The organism is Streptococcus caballi DSM 19004, assembly GCF_000379985.1.
Classification (GTDB): domain Bacteria; phylum Bacillota; class Bacilli; order Lactobacillales; family Streptococcaceae; genus Streptococcus; species Streptococcus caballi.
This window is the reverse complement of the sequence record NZ_KB904118.1, coordinates 45,452-59,906: the sequence shown is the minus strand read 5'-3', so window position 1 is coordinate 59,906 and position 14,455 is coordinate 45,452. Positions and strand designations below refer to the sequence as shown.

At 40.3% G+C, this 14,455-nt stretch carries 15 protein-coding genes and 1 pseudogene; 8 read left to right on the top strand and 8 right to left on the bottom strand.

Annotated features, from left to right (window positions below):
* The first annotated feature begins 5 nt into the window (after window positions 1-5).
* Window positions 6-1,253 carry an acyl-CoA thioesterase/bile acid-CoA:amino acid N-acyltransferase family protein gene (locus tag A3GS_RS0109940; RefSeq protein WP_018365246.1) on the top strand — a complete coding sequence of 416 codons (1,248 nt, stop codon included), beginning with the start codon at window positions 6-8 and terminating at the stop codon, window positions 1,251-1,253.
* A 26-nt stretch (window positions 1,254-1,279) separates the two neighbouring features.
* Here A3GS_RS0109940 and A3GS_RS13135 read toward each other — a convergent pair whose 3' ends face one another.
* Together A3GS_RS13135 and A3GS_RS13130 are read right to left on the bottom strand one after the other, a co-directional pair.
* Window positions 1,280-1,837 (bottom strand): hypothetical protein, encoded by a 558-nt coding sequence (locus A3GS_RS13135; RefSeq protein ID WP_240430914.1) that lies wholly within the window; start codon window positions 1,835-1,837, stop codon window positions 1,280-1,282.
* Entirely contained in the window at window positions 1,831-2,439 is a 609-nt protein-coding gene (locus tag A3GS_RS13130) for a hypothetical protein (RefSeq protein ID WP_240430913.1), read from the bottom strand. Before A3GS_RS13130 ends, A3GS_RS13135 begins: the two co-directional genes overlap by 7 nt.
* Before the next feature lie 32 nt (window positions 2,440-2,471).
* Here A3GS_RS13130 and A3GS_RS0109930 point away from each other — a divergent pair, with 32 nt between their 5' ends.
* The 5 genes from A3GS_RS0109930 to A3GS_RS0109910 all read left to right on the top strand — a co-directional run bounded on the left by A3GS_RS0109930 (window position 2,472) and on the right by A3GS_RS0109910 (window position 5,257).
* Window positions 2,472-2,840: a winged helix-turn-helix transcriptional regulator gene (locus A3GS_RS0109930; RefSeq protein WP_240430912.1), complete on the top strand. Its 369-nt coding sequence runs from the start codon at window positions 2,472-2,474 to the stop codon at window positions 2,838-2,840.
* A gap of 341 nt (window positions 2,841-3,181) precedes the next feature.
* The gene (locus A3GS_RS0109925; protein WP_018365243.1) at window positions 3,182-3,511 is read left to right on the top strand and encodes an ArsR/SmtB family transcription factor; all 330 of its coding nucleotides are present in this window, start codon (window positions 3,182-3,184) and stop codon (window positions 3,509-3,511) included.
* A gap of 65 nt (window positions 3,512-3,576) precedes the next feature.
* Entirely contained in the window at window positions 3,577-4,572 is a 996-nt protein-coding gene (locus A3GS_RS0109920) for a permease (RefSeq protein WP_018365242.1), read from the top strand.
* A 12-nt stretch (window positions 4,573-4,584) separates the two neighbouring features.
* Window positions 4,585-4,851 carry a thioredoxin family protein gene (locus A3GS_RS0109915; RefSeq protein ID WP_018365241.1) on the top strand — a complete coding sequence of 89 codons (267 nt, stop codon included), beginning with the start codon at window positions 4,585-4,587 and terminating at the stop codon, window positions 4,849-4,851.
* Window positions 4,835-5,257: an arsenate reductase ArsC gene (locus A3GS_RS0109910; protein WP_018365240.1), complete on the top strand. Its 423-nt coding sequence runs from the start codon at window positions 4,835-4,837 to the stop codon at window positions 5,255-5,257. The genes A3GS_RS0109915 and A3GS_RS0109910 overlap by 17 nt, the downstream gene beginning before the upstream one ends.
* A 356-nt stretch (window positions 5,258-5,613) precedes the next feature.
* Here A3GS_RS0109910 and asnS read toward each other — a convergent pair whose 3' ends face one another.
* The 5 genes and pseudogenes from asnS to A3GS_RS0109880 form a co-directional block, all read right to left on the bottom strand.
* Window positions 5,614-6,960 carry an asparagine--tRNA ligase gene (asnS, locus tag A3GS_RS0109905; protein WP_018365239.1) on the bottom strand — a complete coding sequence of 449 codons (1,347 nt, stop codon included), beginning with the start codon at window positions 6,958-6,960 and terminating at the stop codon, window positions 5,614-5,616.
* Window positions 6,953-7,420 (bottom strand): annotated as a pseudogene (locus tag A3GS_RS11845) (VOC family protein). The gene asnS and the pseudogene A3GS_RS11845 overlap by 8 nt, the downstream one beginning before the upstream one ends.
* The gene (locus A3GS_RS0109890; RefSeq protein ID WP_018365236.1) at window positions 7,421-8,602 is read right to left on the bottom strand and encodes a pyridoxal phosphate-dependent aminotransferase; all 1,182 of its coding nucleotides are present in this window, start codon (window positions 8,600-8,602) and stop codon (window positions 7,421-7,423) included. It abuts the pseudogene before it with no gap.
* Window positions 8,599-9,069, bottom strand: a complete 471-nt coding sequence (locus A3GS_RS0109885) for a cell wall elongation regulator TseB-like domain-containing protein (RefSeq protein WP_018365235.1) — start codon at window positions 9,067-9,069, stop codon at window positions 8,599-8,601. Before A3GS_RS0109885 ends, A3GS_RS0109890 begins: the two co-directional genes overlap by 4 nt.
* A 29-nt stretch (window positions 9,070-9,098) precedes the next feature.
* Complete coding sequence (locus A3GS_RS0109880; RefSeq protein ID WP_018365234.1) at window positions 9,099-11,558, bottom strand: bifunctional DnaQ family exonuclease/ATP-dependent helicase; 2,460 nt, start codon at window positions 11,556-11,558, stop codon at window positions 9,099-9,101.
* A 135-nt stretch (window positions 11,559-11,693) separates the two neighbouring features.
* On the opposite strand from A3GS_RS0109880, the gene A3GS_RS0109875 reads away from it, so the two are divergent.
* On the top strand, window positions 11,694-12,524 hold the full coding sequence (locus tag A3GS_RS0109875) for an alpha/beta hydrolase (RefSeq protein ID WP_026216366.1): 831 nt from the start codon (window positions 11,694-11,696) through the stop codon (window positions 12,522-12,524).
* A 131-nt stretch (window positions 12,525-12,655) separates the two neighbouring features.
* Here the strand turns inward: A3GS_RS0109875 and A3GS_RS0109870 are convergent, their stop codons facing one another.
* Complete coding sequence (locus tag A3GS_RS0109870) at window positions 12,656-13,372, bottom strand: pseudouridine synthase (protein ID WP_018365232.1); 717 nt, start codon at window positions 13,370-13,372, stop codon at window positions 12,656-12,658.
* 94 nt (window positions 13,373-13,466) lie between these two features.
* Between A3GS_RS0109870 and A3GS_RS0109865 the strand changes: the two genes are divergently transcribed.
* Window positions 13,467-14,423 carry a glutathione S-transferase family protein gene (locus A3GS_RS0109865; RefSeq protein WP_018365231.1) on the top strand — a complete coding sequence of 319 codons (957 nt, stop codon included), beginning with the start codon at window positions 13,467-13,469 and terminating at the stop codon, window positions 14,421-14,423.
* The last annotated feature ends 32 nt before the right edge of the window (window positions 14,424-14,455 follow it).

The following is a 14,455-nucleotide window of genomic DNA, read 5'->3' as shown; positions in this document are numbered from 1 at the left end:
TTACAATGACAGCAACCATTCATATTAAAGACGAAAAACCATTTGCAGACATACCATTCAACGTAACAATTACTGGATTGGAAATAAATCAGTGCTACAAAATAGAGATGCAGCTTGATGATTATTACTGTATCAACGCTCCTTTGTGCTTATCTCCTAAACTTCCGTGGAAATCGTCTGCTGTATTTTATTCAGACCAGCTTGGTGAAATTAACCTAGCTAACTCTAAGGCCATCTCAGGCAGTTATCAAGGTATCTCTGAAATGGGACTATTTTTCAACGCTAGACCCATTCAAACCAAAAATGTAAAGTTACCCAAGCAGCTAGAGGAGGTACCATTATACGATAAATTTTATGTGACTATCCGCATTTTTCAAAACAAGACACTCATCAGAGAGAAGACTGTTGAACGTTACTATCTCAATAAAGACATTTCGTATAAGGACATTTACCAGCAAAAATTTCAAGGGAGATTATTTTTCCAGCCAGCGCAGCAAAAGCCCGCTGTCATTGTCCTGAGTGGCAGTGATGGTCGAATTGAGAAAGCCCAAAATATCGCTCAACTACTAGCAAATTATGGATTTACCACTCTGGCTATTGCTTATTTTGGTTTGGACGGACTAGCTTCTCATTTAGAGAAAATACCACTTGAGATTATTGAAGAGGCCAGAAAATATCTTGTTCAATCCCCTTATGTTACAACTGATAAAATAGGTATTTATGGTCGTTCCAAGGGAGCCGAATTCGCTTTAGCGTCACAAGCCTACCATCCCAACTGTCAGGCAATCGCTCTAAATTCCCCTTCAAATATCATTTATGAGGGAATCAAAGGTAAATTTCCATCCAAGAATTCCTCTTGGACAATAAACAATCAAGAACTTCCTTATCAAGCCTTCAGATATAAAGACCTTTTCTTAAAACTACTTTTCAAAAAAGAGCTACCTATCAACCCTAAATCAAAAATATCAATTGAGAAGATAGCCGCTCCAATACTACTCTTAACCAGTCAAAAAGATGAAGTCTGGAGAGCTAAGGCCGCAAGCCGTGAATTAATGGACTCCTATAAGGGAAAAGAAATAGAATACAACCTTTATCAAGAAACAGGTCACATGCTGACAGTTGCTTATCAACCAAATCAGCGTTACAACAATAACTGGAAAGGCTTATTAGATGATAGTGTAGATTCATGGCAAAAAACAATTGCTTTTTTTAATAAGCATTTAAAAAATGACAAAAAAATATCTAATGAATAAAAAAAGCTGAGCTTTTAACTCAACTTTTATAAACTCTTACTTAGCCAATCAAATATCTCATCATTAGTGTCGTAGGCTGCACCATTTTGACAATGTAAATCACTAGAAAAATGGCTTTTATCAAAAATAATCAGCTTCTTCTGATGAGATTGAATGCTATTAAAATAATCTATACCTAGAGTATAGTCATAATAATTGTCTTTTTTGGCTAAACAAACCAACGTCGGTGTCTTCAATGTTAATTCTTCAAAGTCACGACAAGTCGCCAATAATTGGTTTAATCTGTTAGCCCCAAAAGTCCACTTGGCATGTTCAACTTGCCAATTCAGAAAGGCTTGCTTAGAAATATAAAAAGAAGCTATTTTTTCTAAAAGAGGAGGAAATTGAGAATCTACAAACCGATAAAACAATCGCGGCATTCCTTTTTTAAAAGAAGCTAGCACATTCGGAAAGTAATTGTAAAGAACCAGCCTATCGAATAAATTTGGATTTTGCGCCTGCGCCCTAGCCATCAACAGCCCACCTAAGGACAGGCCGATACCAATATGAGGAGCAGGCAGGGTATCATCGTAGTGTTCTACCACCACTTCACAAACCTTCGACCAGTTTGGGGTAAAAGTTGCTCCGTATTTTCTAATACAATCAGATTGACCCGGCCCCTCAATATGACCACATGGTAACCTACAAGTAGGGCAGGTTTGACTGTTGTAAAATAAAGTTCTTCGAGTAAAGCGTCAAAACCACCACAAACAAAGAGAGTACCTTTATATTGCCTTTTGGGGGTCTTAAACAGAACAGTTCTTAACGAAATACCATCGTAGGAGACAGCAGACAGTTGATAAGGAACATTAAGAAAATGCAATCCCTTATAAAAGGAATCCACAGAATCTTGATATGCTTTAAACTTTCTGCTATCAGTGGGATGGAGAAAAAATTCTGCTGCTTGATAATAACGACTGGCTCTTAAACAAGCTTGCCCTCTAGAAATCTGTTCTGAATATTCCTTGCTTCTAATAAGGAGCTGGTCTGCACAAGTCTTCCATTCCTTATACCAAGAATCATAATTTCCTTCCTTAATCTTCTCACATGTTTTAGAAACTTCCGCAAAATCACTACCTCCATTTGGTGCATACCACATCAGCCTACGTGCTTCGAACTCAAATTCAAACGTCTTAAAAAATACCATAATAACTCCTTTTTAAAATGAATATAGTATAATTGTATAGAAAAAAATACCATAAAGTAAGAAGTTACTTGGAGGTAACCATGTTAGATGAAAGCCGTTTAAGACAGTTAGCCCTACCACTTTTAGGAAAATGGTCTGTTTTTATTATTCTATCTTTAGACCAAAAAGAAATGTATTTTGCAGAGATTGAGCGACAGCTGGGAAAAGTTTCTCGAAAAGTGTTAACTCAGAACCTAAATGATTTAATTCAAATCAATATACTGTACAAAAAAGGAAAAAGCAGCACAGGATTCAAGACCTACTATGGCTTGACCGATTTAGGAAAATCTCTCGTCCCCCTTGTTTACCAAATCAAAAATTGGATCAAAGAAAATGAAGCATTGCTCAATACTAAAATGTAAACCTCACTTTTGACATTAACCCTTCACCCTTATCCTACATATATCATCAAAAACTAACATCTGGTCACTGGACTTATCAAACTATTGGGTGATAGCTAGAAAATCTAAAAATTCTATATGAAGAAACCCACTCAACACATGTAAATAATAAAAATTCTTGTGAAAAGACCTGTCTGAGTTTACAAAGTAGAAACAGAATATGTAGGGAGTGATAAAAATATAATGTGATGAAGCAGCAAGCAATTGATGCTTACTGACCTATCTCTCATTCGAATCGTTGACAAATAATGCGTGAAGTAGTATTCTGAAAGTGGTTTTAAATCAAATGTTTTTGATATGAGGTGATCGTTATAACAAATTTTGTAAGGGAAGCTCAAGTCTTTAAGGCCCTATCTGATGATAAACGGCTGCAAATACTAGACTACTTAAAAAACGGAGAAACTTGTGCTTGTGTGCTAATTGATAAGCTGGGAATTGCCCAGTCTGCTCTTTCTTATCATATGAAAATCTTATGTCAGTCTGGTATTGTATCCAGTAGACAGGAGGGAAAATGGAAACATTACAGTCTCAGCACAGAAGGTAGCCAGCATGCCCTGCAACTATTAACAGAAGTAACCAATATTCAAACTGAATATATCAGCAATTGTCAGTGCCAACGAAAGTCATCTTAGTTATGGCTTTCCATTTTACAAAACATATCAAAAAAAATTGATATATTATAAAGGAGATTCTTATCATGTGGTCTTTTGTTCAAGATCAGCTACTAAAAATGACCTGGCTAAATGAGGTCATCGGGAAAGTCTTATCACTGTTTGGAATTGATTTATCGTCCAGACTAGGAGGAAGTTTACAATTTTTCTTCTTTGATATCATCAAGATTACCATTCTTCTCTGTGTCCTCATCTTTGCCATTTCCTATATCCAAAGTTATTTTCCACCAGAGCGCAGTCGTCGGATTTTAAGCCGCTTTGATGGTCTCACAGCAAATATGATTTCTGCCTTATTAGGAACTATTACTCCGTTTTGTTCTTGTTCATCTATTCCGCTTTTTATGGGCTTTACCAGTGCTGGACTTTCAGTTGGAGTGACCTTTTCATTTTTGATCTCATCACCTATGGTGGACTTGGGAAGTTTGATCCTTTTGATGAGTATTTTTGGAAGTAGAATAGCCATTATCTATGTTATCTTGGGTCTTGTCATTGCCGTTATTGGAGGAAGTCTTATTGAAAAACTGGGCATGGAGAAGTATGTCGAGGATTTTGTCAAGACTGCTCGGGTTGCTAATAGAGAACCAGAAACCTTATCTTATCAGGATAGGCTTCACTTTGCCAAAGCACAGGTCAGTGAAACCTTTAAAAAAGTCTTTCCTTATATTTTAATCGGCGTTGGTATTGGCGCAGTCATTCATAATTGGATACCAGAAAATTGGATAGCAATGGTATTAGGCAGCCGTAATCCTTTTGGAGTGGTTCTGGCAACTCTCATAGGGATTCCGATGTACGCTGATATTTTTGGTTCAATTCCAGTCGCCGAAGCCTTGTTGGACAAGGGAGCACAATTAGGAACCATTTTATCCTTTATGATGGCTGTCACAACCCTCAGCCTACCATCTCTTATCATGTTAAGGAGGGCTATAAAACCGCAATTATTAGCCACATTTATAGCGGTTTGTTCCGTCGGTATCATTGTTGTAGGCTATTTATTTAATGCTTTACAAACTATTATTTTTTAGGAGAAAATTATCATGTCTCAAGAAATCATTTTCAAAATACTCGGTTCTGGTTGTAAAAAATGCAACCTCTTAGAAGCTCATGTGAAACAAGCCTGTGAAGAAGAACATTTGGTCGTCACCATTGATCATGAAAGGGATTTTGTTAAAGTCGCTGCTTATGGAGTGATGTCTACACCTGCTCTTGTCTTAAATGAAAAAGTTGTATCAGCAGGGAAAGTCTTAACTGTTGACGAAGTGAAAGTCATCATTCAGGAGAAACTCCATGACACGAAAGCCTAAGGTAGCCTTTGTCTGTGTCCATAATTCTTGTCGAAGTCAGATGGCTGAAGCTCTTGCTAAAAAGGACTATTCCAGCATCTTTGACGCGTACTCCGCAGGAACAGAAACAAAACCACAAATCAATCAGGATGCTGTTCGTATCATGAAAGAGCAATTTGACCTTGATATGGAAAAAGAGCAATACCCAAAGCTTATCAGTGACTTACCAGCTATTGATATTCTGATTACTATGGGCTGCAATGTCCATTGTCCTAATCTTCCTTGCCGCTTCAGAGAAGATTGGGGCTTAGAAGATCCAAGCGGCCAAGACGACGAAACATTTCTGTCAGTAATTTATCACATTCAACATCGATTACAATACCTATCAGATAGGATAGCAACCAACTCACAAGATGACTTTTCCTAATCAAAAATGAGGCCTGCTCTTTAATATTGAGCAGGCCCTATTTTTGTTAATTTCCTTTTTTAAAATTTATACTCAATGAAAATCAAAATAAGTCATCTTTGGGGAGCGAAAATACACAACTTGAATCCATTTGTGATAGGAAGTCAATGTTTTATCTTTTAGAGCTGATTTGAGTTCTCTTATTTGGGATTGTGTAAAGTTCATATCATCATTGTAATTCAGAATTTGATTTTTATTAAGTATTAATTTACCATCTATCATATTTAAAAATGAAAAGTTGAAGAAAACGTGAATTTCACAAACAAAAAACCGTTCCCCTCTAGAAATTCCCTAAGAGGGGACGGTTTAAGTCATTTTTATGGTTTAATACGATGTAACATACGTGGGAATGGGATGGCTTCACGGATATGTTTTGTTCCTGCTACGAAAGTTACCATACGTTCAATACCAATACCAAATCCGCCGTGTGGCACTGAGCCATATTTACGGAGATCAAGGTAGAATTCGTATTCAGACTTATCCATTCCAAGCTCGTCCATCTTAGCAACAAGGGCATCGTAGTTTTCTTCACGCATAGAGCCACCAATGATTTCGCCGTAGCCTTCTGGTGCCAAGAGATCCGCACAGATGACGCGCTCTGGATGCCCAGGAACTGGTTTCATGTAGAAGGCCTTAAAGCTTGCTGGGTAATTAACAACGAAGGTTGGCACACCAAAGTAGTTTGAAATCCATGTTTCATGAGGTGAACCAAAGTCATCTCCGTGTTCAACATGTTCGTAATCTGTATCTGCATCATTTTCATGTTCTTGAAGAAGGTCGATAGCATCATCGTAAGACACTCGTTTGAATGGTTTTTCAATATAGCTCTTGAGCAGTTCCACATCACGTTCCATGATTTCAAGGGCTTGTGGCGCACGGTCAATAACACCTTGGATAAGGGCTTTAACATAAGCTTCTTGAAGGTCAAGAGATTCTTCGTGGCTAAGGAATGAGTATTCGGCATCCATCATCCAGAACTCAGTTAAGTGACGGCGTGTTTTTGATTTTTCAGCACGGAATACTGGACCAAAGTCAAAGACACGACCAAGGGCCATAGCACCTGCTTCAAGATAAAGCTGGCCGGATTGGCTCAAAAATGCTGGCTGACCGAAGTAATCCGTTTCAAACAATTCTGTTGAATCTTCGGCAGCATTTCCTGACAAGATTGGGCTGTCGAACTTGATGAAACCATTTTTATCAAAGAAATCGTAAGTCGCATAGATGATTGCGTTACGAATTTGCATAATAGCCATTTGTTTACGGGAACGCAACCACAAGTGGCGGTTATCCATAAGGAAGTCTGTCCCGTGCTCTTTTGGCGTAATTGGATAATCTTGTGACTCACCAATCACTTCAATATCAGTGATATCTAGCTCATAACCAAATTTTGAACGTTCATCTTCTTTGACAAGACCTGTCACATAAACAGAAGTTTCTTGGCTCAGATGCTTGATGGTATTGAATTTTTCAAGACCTGCTTCTTCACCATATTTTTCAATAAAGTTTGGTTTGAAAGCAACTGCTTGAAAGAAAGCAGTCCCGTCACGAAGTTGTAGGAAGGCAATTTTACCTTTTCCTGATTTGTTGGCAACCCAGCTACCTATGGTAACTTCTTTACCAACATGCTTGGGAATGTCAATAATGCTTACTAAATCTTTAGTCATTAAATTCTTTTCTCTTTTCTTTTATTTTTATGATAAACAGCCTCAATATTATTTCCATCTGGGTCAATGATGTAGCTACAAGGGGGATGTGGGCAAGAAAGCTCCTAATCGCCTCAATATTATTTCCATCTGGGTCAATGATGTAGGCAGCGTAATAACCTAGATGATACTGACTGCGCTCACCTGGAGCACCATTGTCCTTGCCACCGGCTGCCAAAGCTGCTTGATAGAAGGCTTCTACTTCCTTTTCATTCTGGGCACTAAAGGCAAAATGCTCAGGCTCTTGTTGACCAACATTTAACCAAAAATCACCTGTCGGATCTGCGTTTCTTGGCTCTGCAAAGCTCGCTGCCTACTCATTATCAAATTGAATTTTATAGTTCAAAGGAGCTAGGGTTGCTTGATAAAAAGCCTTAGGAATTCCTAAATTCTTTACTTTGATGCCAAAATGATCAATCATTTACTTCTCCATAAATGCCTTAAGACGACGAACAGCTTCTTTAAGGGTATCAAGGTCAGTTGCATAACTGAGGCGAACATTTTCAGGGGCACCGAATCCTGCACCGGTTACCAAGGCCACTTCTGCTTCTTCAAGAATGGCATTGGTAAATTCAGTGACATCAGTGTAACCCTTCATTTCCATGGCTTTCTTGACGTTTGGGAAGAGGTAAAAGGCTCCTTGCGGTTTGATAACCTCAAATCCTGGTACTTCGTTAAGAAGTGGATAAATGGTATTGAGACGCTCTTCAAAGGCCTGACGCATAACTTCAATAGACGATTGATCCCCAGTCAGGGCTTCAATGGCTGCGTATTGGGAAACAGCGGTCAGATTAGAAGTGGTCTGACTAATGATTTTAGCTATACCTGCGATGATTTCAGGATTACCAACGGCAAAACCGACACGCCAGCCTGTCATAGCATAGGTCTTAGACACACCATTGACCACAATAGTCTGTTTACGAATAGCTTCTGACAAACCAGAAATTGCTGTAAATTCATTGCCATTGTAAACCAAACGGCCATAAATATCATCCGCCAATATCAGAATGTTGTGTTCGACTGCCCAATCACCGATGGCTTGCAATTCATCCTTGCTGTAAATCATTCCTGTTGGATTAGAAGGTGAATTCAGCAAGAGAACTTTGGTTCTGTCTGTGCGTGCTGCTTCTAGCTGTTTAACAGTTGCCTTAAAATCGTTAGCCTCTGTCGTTTGGAAAGTCACTGGCACACCATCAACCATTTTTACTTGGTCAACATAAGATACCCAACATGGAGTTGGAATGATGACCTCATCACCTGGATTAAGCACCGTTGCAAAGAAAGCATAAAGAATAAACTTGGCACCTGTCCCAACGACAATTTCATTGGCTGGTACAGCATAGCCATAGAATTTTTCCATGTAGTCGCTGATGGCAACCTTAAGTTCAGGTAAACCAGAAGCAACTGTATAGAAACTTGCTTTACCATTTTGAATAGCTTCAATGGCTGCATCTTGGATATTTTTAGGGGTCACAAAATCAGGTTCTCCTAAGGTCAAGGATAAGATGTCACGCCCTTGAGCTTTCAAAGCTTTAGCACGCGCACTTGCTGCTAATGTTACGCTTTCTTCCATGTCTAAAACACGATTTGATAGTTTTGTCATACTTCCTCCTTTTTGACGAGCTCCCCAGTTTTAAAATTAATCAGGTAGTAACCGTTAGCCGCAGTTACTTCCCATATCACATCCTTATCGTAAACGCCTAGGACGACCTTACTAGCATTACTTGCACCAGCCTGATTGGCCAGAGTCAAGGCTTTCTTAGCAGTAATGCCATCGGTCGGTCTCAGCTGCTCAATCACCTTGCCATCCTCATCTACCAAAACAACTCGGTCACTTCCGTCCGAACCTTTTCCAAAAACACTATAGTAAGTTTTTTGACCATTGAAAGTTTCAACATCACTGACTTGACTAAACTTAGCGTAGTTTTGAGCCACTTTTTGGGCTGATTTTTCGCCATCAAGCTTAGGCTTCACAGATAGGTAAAGGAGGCTTGGCACAAGAATCAGCAGGATAAGCAAAATGCTGTCAAAGCCGATGAGAAATTGCTGAAAGGTACTTAATTTTTTCACTTTGCTCTCCTTATCTACTATGCCCTCTATTATATCAAAAAATTCCTTATTTCAGTGAGGCAGTTAGTAAATTTTTGACTTGACAGGTCAAATTCTGCTTCCAAACTTTGGTAAATCGTTTTCCCATAACGCTTGTTGATGATACGACTGTCCAAGATAAGAACTGCCGAACGCTGATTTTCTCGCCGCATGGTTCTGCCAATAGCCTGTTTTAGCTTAAGAATAGTCAGAGGTAGCGAGTAATCATAGAATGGACTTTTACCCTGACTTGTCAGATAGGAATTAATCTTCTTGACAAAGGCATCCTTGGGATTCTCAAAAGGTAGTCGTGTGATAACTTCAACCATTCGGTCAGCTTGCACAAAATCAACACCTTCCCAAAAGGCTCCTGTGCCCAGTAAAAATTGACTTTCACCATTTTCAAAACGACGCTTGATATTGTAGGCCGTGCCATTTTTGTCCTGGGTGAGGTGATTCAGATCAGCCCTATCCAGCAAGTCAGAGACATCCAGCATCGTCTTCTTAGCATTGAAGAGAACCAAAACTGGCTGGTCTAGCTGCTTAAGACTAATCAGACGTTGAGCAATTTCCTGCGCGTAAGTTTCTTCAGACAGCTGGCTTAGGTCTGGCATTTGCTTGTCAATAAAAACAGTCTGCGACTGATTACGATCTTTTTTTATGCTACTAAAATCAAAGTCATCAAATCCCATAAGGTCAGCCAAACTGACCTGGGAACTGATTTGTAGAGTTGCTGAAACCATGTAAGTCTTACGGGTTTCAGGTAAAAATTTTTTGAAATTAAGAAAAGCATTACTGCTGGCATTTAAGTAGGTTACACGTTTTTCATTTTCTATAGCTGTTTCCAACCAGAAATCATCAAAATGTCCTAGAAACATTTCTTTTAAGGTTTCGTAACCACCGCTTGACAATTCTAGACTGCTTTGTCTGATAGCTTGCAAATCCTCAGTTGACAAATTCGCCCTTCGCGACTTATAAAAACGACTGACCAAATGACTGAGGTCAAAAGACAAACTTTCCAAGAGACGTTTTTCCAGTAAAGAAGACGATTCCTGTAAATCTTTAGTCATCTGCTGGAGTAGCTTGGTAACATTGAGCTGTCGTCTTGAAAACTGTTCCAAATTTAAAAGTAATTTTTGCGCTTCATCAAAAACCAAAACCTTCTTAGCCGCAAAAGCCTTGTCATCCTGAACCCGATCTAAGAAATAAGCGTGGTTGACGAGCAAAAGCTGACTGGCCTGAGATTTTGCGTAAGACCTATGCCAAAAGTCTTGTTCGCCAAATAAGGACTTGCTGCTAAGATTGCCATCATGCTTAATCTGGTCGAAATAAGCCTGAAAGCGTTGCTTTTGCTTGATTTCATCAAGATCTCCCGTCTCAGTTTCTAAAAGCCAGACTAAAATCTGCATTTTATAGCGATTAACCAAACGATTGTCCCCAACATGATGAAGGCTGGCATAGAAATCATCCAACTTAATGTAATTCTGAGGTCCCTTGATGCTGTGGCAAGAAATATGAAAGATTTCTTTGATTTTCTTGACCTCGTTAGCCATAATCTGATCCTGTAAAATCTTTGTTGGAACAGAAACAATAACCTGCTCCTGAGCCAGATAAAGTAAAGGTAAAAGATAGCCGTAAGTTTTGCCTAATCCAGCCTGAGCCTCTAAAAAGCTGATCTGAGGTTTGTCGAAAGCATCTGACACCAAGTCCGCAAAAAGCTGCTGTTTAGCTCTTGCATCCAAGCCTAAGAGTGCCAAATTGACATCAAAATCAGCAGATAATTTTCGACGAGGCGACATCGCTTCTTCTTTTCGCAAAACTAGTCCTGCCACCTCGAGATAGCAGTCAGGCAAGCTTGACTGAGCCTTTTCAAAAGCTTCTTCAATCACCATTCTGCTTTCAAACAAAAGATTGTCAGCCAAGTTTAAAATATTTTCCAAAACCAATTTAGGTAAGGAAGCCATTTTTTCTTTTATTTTGAAAAATAGCTGAGCTGTTGCCTTGGCATCATCAATGGCCGTATGGGCGTGCGATAAGTCAAGTCCCAGATAATTAGCCAGATTACCAAGCGTATATTTTTCAAGGGTAGGATAAAAGACTTGAGCCAACTCAACCGTGTCAACACGCGGCGTCCGCAACTCGTAACCTTCTAAAAATAAGTGTTCAGCCAATAAGTTAGCATCAAATTTGACATTGTGGGCAACGAAAACGCAGTCTTCAATCAGCTCGTAGATCTCACGCGCCACCTGAGAAAAATCAGGTGCCTGCGCAAGCTGCTCATCTGTAATCCCTGTCAATTTAATAATATGCTCATTCAGCGCTTCATGGGGATTGACATCCGTCTCATAGGTCTGGACAATCTTGCCGTCCTCCAAAATGACAATCCCAACCTGAATAATAGATGCGGTATGATTGGCACCAGTCGCCTCCAAGTCCACCACTGCATATCTTCGTGAAAAATCTTTTGTCATAACAGTAAAATTATACCATAAAGAGGACAAAGTCGGCAGCTAAGCACAATTTTGAAAATGACTGAAAATTCCAAATACACTTACAAAACCAGTCATTTATGCTATAATAAAGTCAAATCAAAAGAGGACTATTTTATGAAAAAAACCAAGTTAAACAATTATTACCTTGAAATGGAAGAACACTATCTCCATGTTCCCTACTATGATGAAGAACGTCGCATCCGTGTTCTCCTACCCAAAGACTATGCCAAGGAAGACTGGGCTCGCTATCCAGTCCTTTACATGCACGATGGGCAAAATGTCTTTTATAGCAAGGAATCCTTCTCTGGCTACTCTTGGAAAATTATCCCAACGATTAAGAATAACAAAGAATTACCAAAGGTCATCGTGGTAGGCATTGACAATGCGGAAGATAATCGCCTCAATGAATACGCTCCTTGGATGACTGATGTGGGGACAACCCCCGAAACAGCTTCTGTTGGCGGTGATGGAATGGCTTATGGTCAATGGGTAGTTGACGTGGTTAAGCCTTTCATTGACAAGACCTATCGTACCAAAGCCGACCGCGAACACACTCTCCTTGCTGGATCTTCAATGGGCGGTATCATCACTGCTTATATGGGAGCTGCCTATCCTGATATTTTTGGAAATCTTGGTGTCTTCTCATTAGCCTCTTGGTTCAGCGAACGTGATTTTCTACGCTTTTGTGACAATCATCCCCTTAATCCAGCCAACAAGGTTTATATCCAAGTTGGCACTAAAGAAGGGGATGAGGTTGATGAACAATTTGCTCCTGACATGAATCAGGCCTATATTGATTGTAGCTTGCACTATTACCAATCTCTTCTCCGAACAGGACTAGCTATGGATCATATCCAACTGCGCGTGATGGCCAACGAAATCCATCACGAAAAATACTGGGCAGACCATTTTCTAGAATTCTTACAATTCACCCTAACCGAATAAAAGATATAGAAGCGCTGAGTAATCAACGCTTTTTGTTTTTTAAGAGAGATGGAGCTAGCTGATGAAGTCGTCTAGTTGATTTTGGTATTGACTAAGTTCTTCACCATCTAAGGTCTACTTGACACTTTTCCTCATCCCAAATAGACTTTTAATAATTCTTTTTCTTCATGAGTCAGTTGGCGGTAAGAACCCGGAGGAAGTTCGCCTAGCTGAAACTGAGCAAAGCTGATGCGGCGCAGGTAAGTAACTTTGACTCCGTAGGCAAGAAACATTTTCTTAATCTGATGAAATTTACCTTCGGAGATGGTGATATGAGCGCAGCTGAAGACTGGACTAGACGAGATAATCTCCAGTTTAGCTGGTTTGCAGACGGTGCCATCATGAAAAGCTATGCCATTGCCAAAAAAAGCTGGCGCATCAGGTGCCAAGAGGCCGTTGACCTCGGCATAGTAGGTCTTGCTGACGTGATGCTTGGGATGGAGCAGGCGAAAGCCCAGCGGACCATTGTTGGTGATGAGAATCAACCCTTCCGTGTCGCGATCCAAACGTCCCACGGGATAGAGTCCCTCCCTTCGGTCAGCTGGTGCAATGAGGTCAATGACCGTCTGGTGCTTTCTGTCCGTCACGGCTGACACTACACCCTCAGGCTTGTTGAGCAGGTAGTAGACATCTGGAGAATAGCTGAGCGACTGACCAGACACAGTGATGACTTGCAGGTTCGAATCCACATTGAGGTTACCAGCCTGAGCTAGCTCTCCATCCACGCGTACCTGCTGGCTACGAATAAGTTTTTTGACCTGATTACGCGAGCCATAGCCCGCCTTACCTAATAATTTGTCTAAACGCATGCTTCTATTGTAGCATATGAAGCAAGTTTCTTGCCATTCCAGTAAAAACGTAGTAGACTATCACTACATCGTAATAAAATTAAAGGAGGATCTCATGGGACTTTTACAAGACGGCAAATGGGTGGATAAATGGTACGATACCAAGTCTACTGGCGGTAAATTCGTCCGCACGACCACACAATTTCGCAACTGGATAACAGCTGATGGTTTGGCTGGGCCAACTGGCACAGGTGGATTCAAGGCTGAATCTGGTCGCTACCATCTCTATATCTCCCTAGCCTGTCCTTGGGCTAGCCGAACCCTTATTATGCGCGCTCTCAAGGACTTGGAAAAGCACATTTCTATTTCTATTGTTCATCCGCTCATGCTGGAAAATGGCTGGACCTTTGAGGAGGGCGACGGTGTCATAGTAGATTCAGAACTTCATAGCGACTACCTCTACCAAGTTTATTTGGCAGCTCAGCCAGACTATTCTGGCCGTGTGACTGTGCCTGTCCTCTGGGACAAGAAAAGAAAAACCATCGTTAATAATGAGTCTGCTGAAATCATGCGCATGCTTAACACTGCCTTCAATGACATCACTGGCAATACTGATGATTATTACCCGGCAGACTTGCAGGCTGACATTGACCAAATGAATGACTTTGTCTATCCTAACATCAACAACGGCGTCTACAAGGCAGGTTTCGCCACTTCTCAGGAAGTTTACCAAGAGGAAGTCCAAAATCTCTTTGCAGCACTAGATAAATTAGAAGCTTTGCTATCTTCTCAAGACTGGCTGGTGGGCAATCAATTCACCGAAGCGGATATCCGTCTCTTTACCACCTTAGTGCGCTTTGACGCTGTCTACTATGGCCATTTCAAATGCAATATCCGCCGCTTGGTAGACTATCCAAATCTGTGGCACTACACTAAACGAATCTATAACATACCTAGCATTGCCGATACTGTCAATTTTGATCATATCAAAAAGCACTACTATGGCAGCCACAAAACCATCAATCCAACAGGCATCATCCCTGTCGGACCAGAATTGGATTGGTCACTATAATCAAAAGAAGTCTCCCAAACCGCTTGGGAAAC

What these genes read in the sequence shown, in the direction of transcription:
- A3GS_RS0109940 (WP_018365246.1), top strand. Translation starts at nt 6, where the DNA reads ATGACAGCAACCATTCATATTAAAGACGAAAAACCATTTGCAGACATA.
- A3GS_RS13130 (WP_240430913.1), bottom strand. Translation starts at nt 2,439, where the DNA reads ATGGTATTTTTTAAGACGTTTGAATTTGAGTTCGAAGCACGTAGGCTG.
- A3GS_RS0109920 (WP_018365242.1), top strand. Translation starts at nt 3,577, where the DNA reads ATGTGGTCTTTTGTTCAAGATCAGCTACTAAAAATGACCTGGCTAAAT.
- A3GS_RS0109915 (WP_018365241.1), top strand. Translation starts at nt 4,585, where the DNA reads ATGTCTCAAGAAATCATTTTCAAAATACTCGGTTCTGGTTGTAAAAAA.
- A3GS_RS0109910 (WP_018365240.1), top strand. Translation starts at nt 4,835, where the DNA reads ATGACACGAAAGCCTAAGGTAGCCTTTGTCTGTGTCCATAATTCTTGT.
- asnS (WP_018365239.1), bottom strand. Translation starts at nt 6,960, where the DNA reads ATGACTAAAGATTTAGTAAGCATTATTGACATTCCCAAGCATGTTGGT.
- A3GS_RS0109890 (WP_018365236.1), bottom strand. Translation starts at nt 8,602, where the DNA reads ATGACAAAACTATCAAATCGTGTTTTAGACATGGAAGAAAGCGTAACA.
- A3GS_RS0109880 (WP_018365234.1), bottom strand. Translation starts at nt 11,558, where the DNA reads ATGACAAAAGATTTTTCACGAAGATATGCAGTGGTGGACTTGGAGGCG.
- A3GS_RS0109875 (WP_026216366.1), top strand. Translation starts at nt 11,694, where the DNA reads ATGAAAAAAACCAAGTTAAACAATTATTACCTTGAAATGGAAGAACAC.
- A3GS_RS0109870 (WP_018365232.1), bottom strand. Translation starts at nt 13,372, where the DNA reads ATGCGTTTAGACAAATTATTAGGTAAGGCGGGCTATGGCTCGCGTAAT.
- A3GS_RS0109865 (WP_018365231.1), top strand. Translation starts at nt 13,467, where the DNA reads ATGGGACTTTTACAAGACGGCAAATGGGTGGATAAATGGTACGATACC.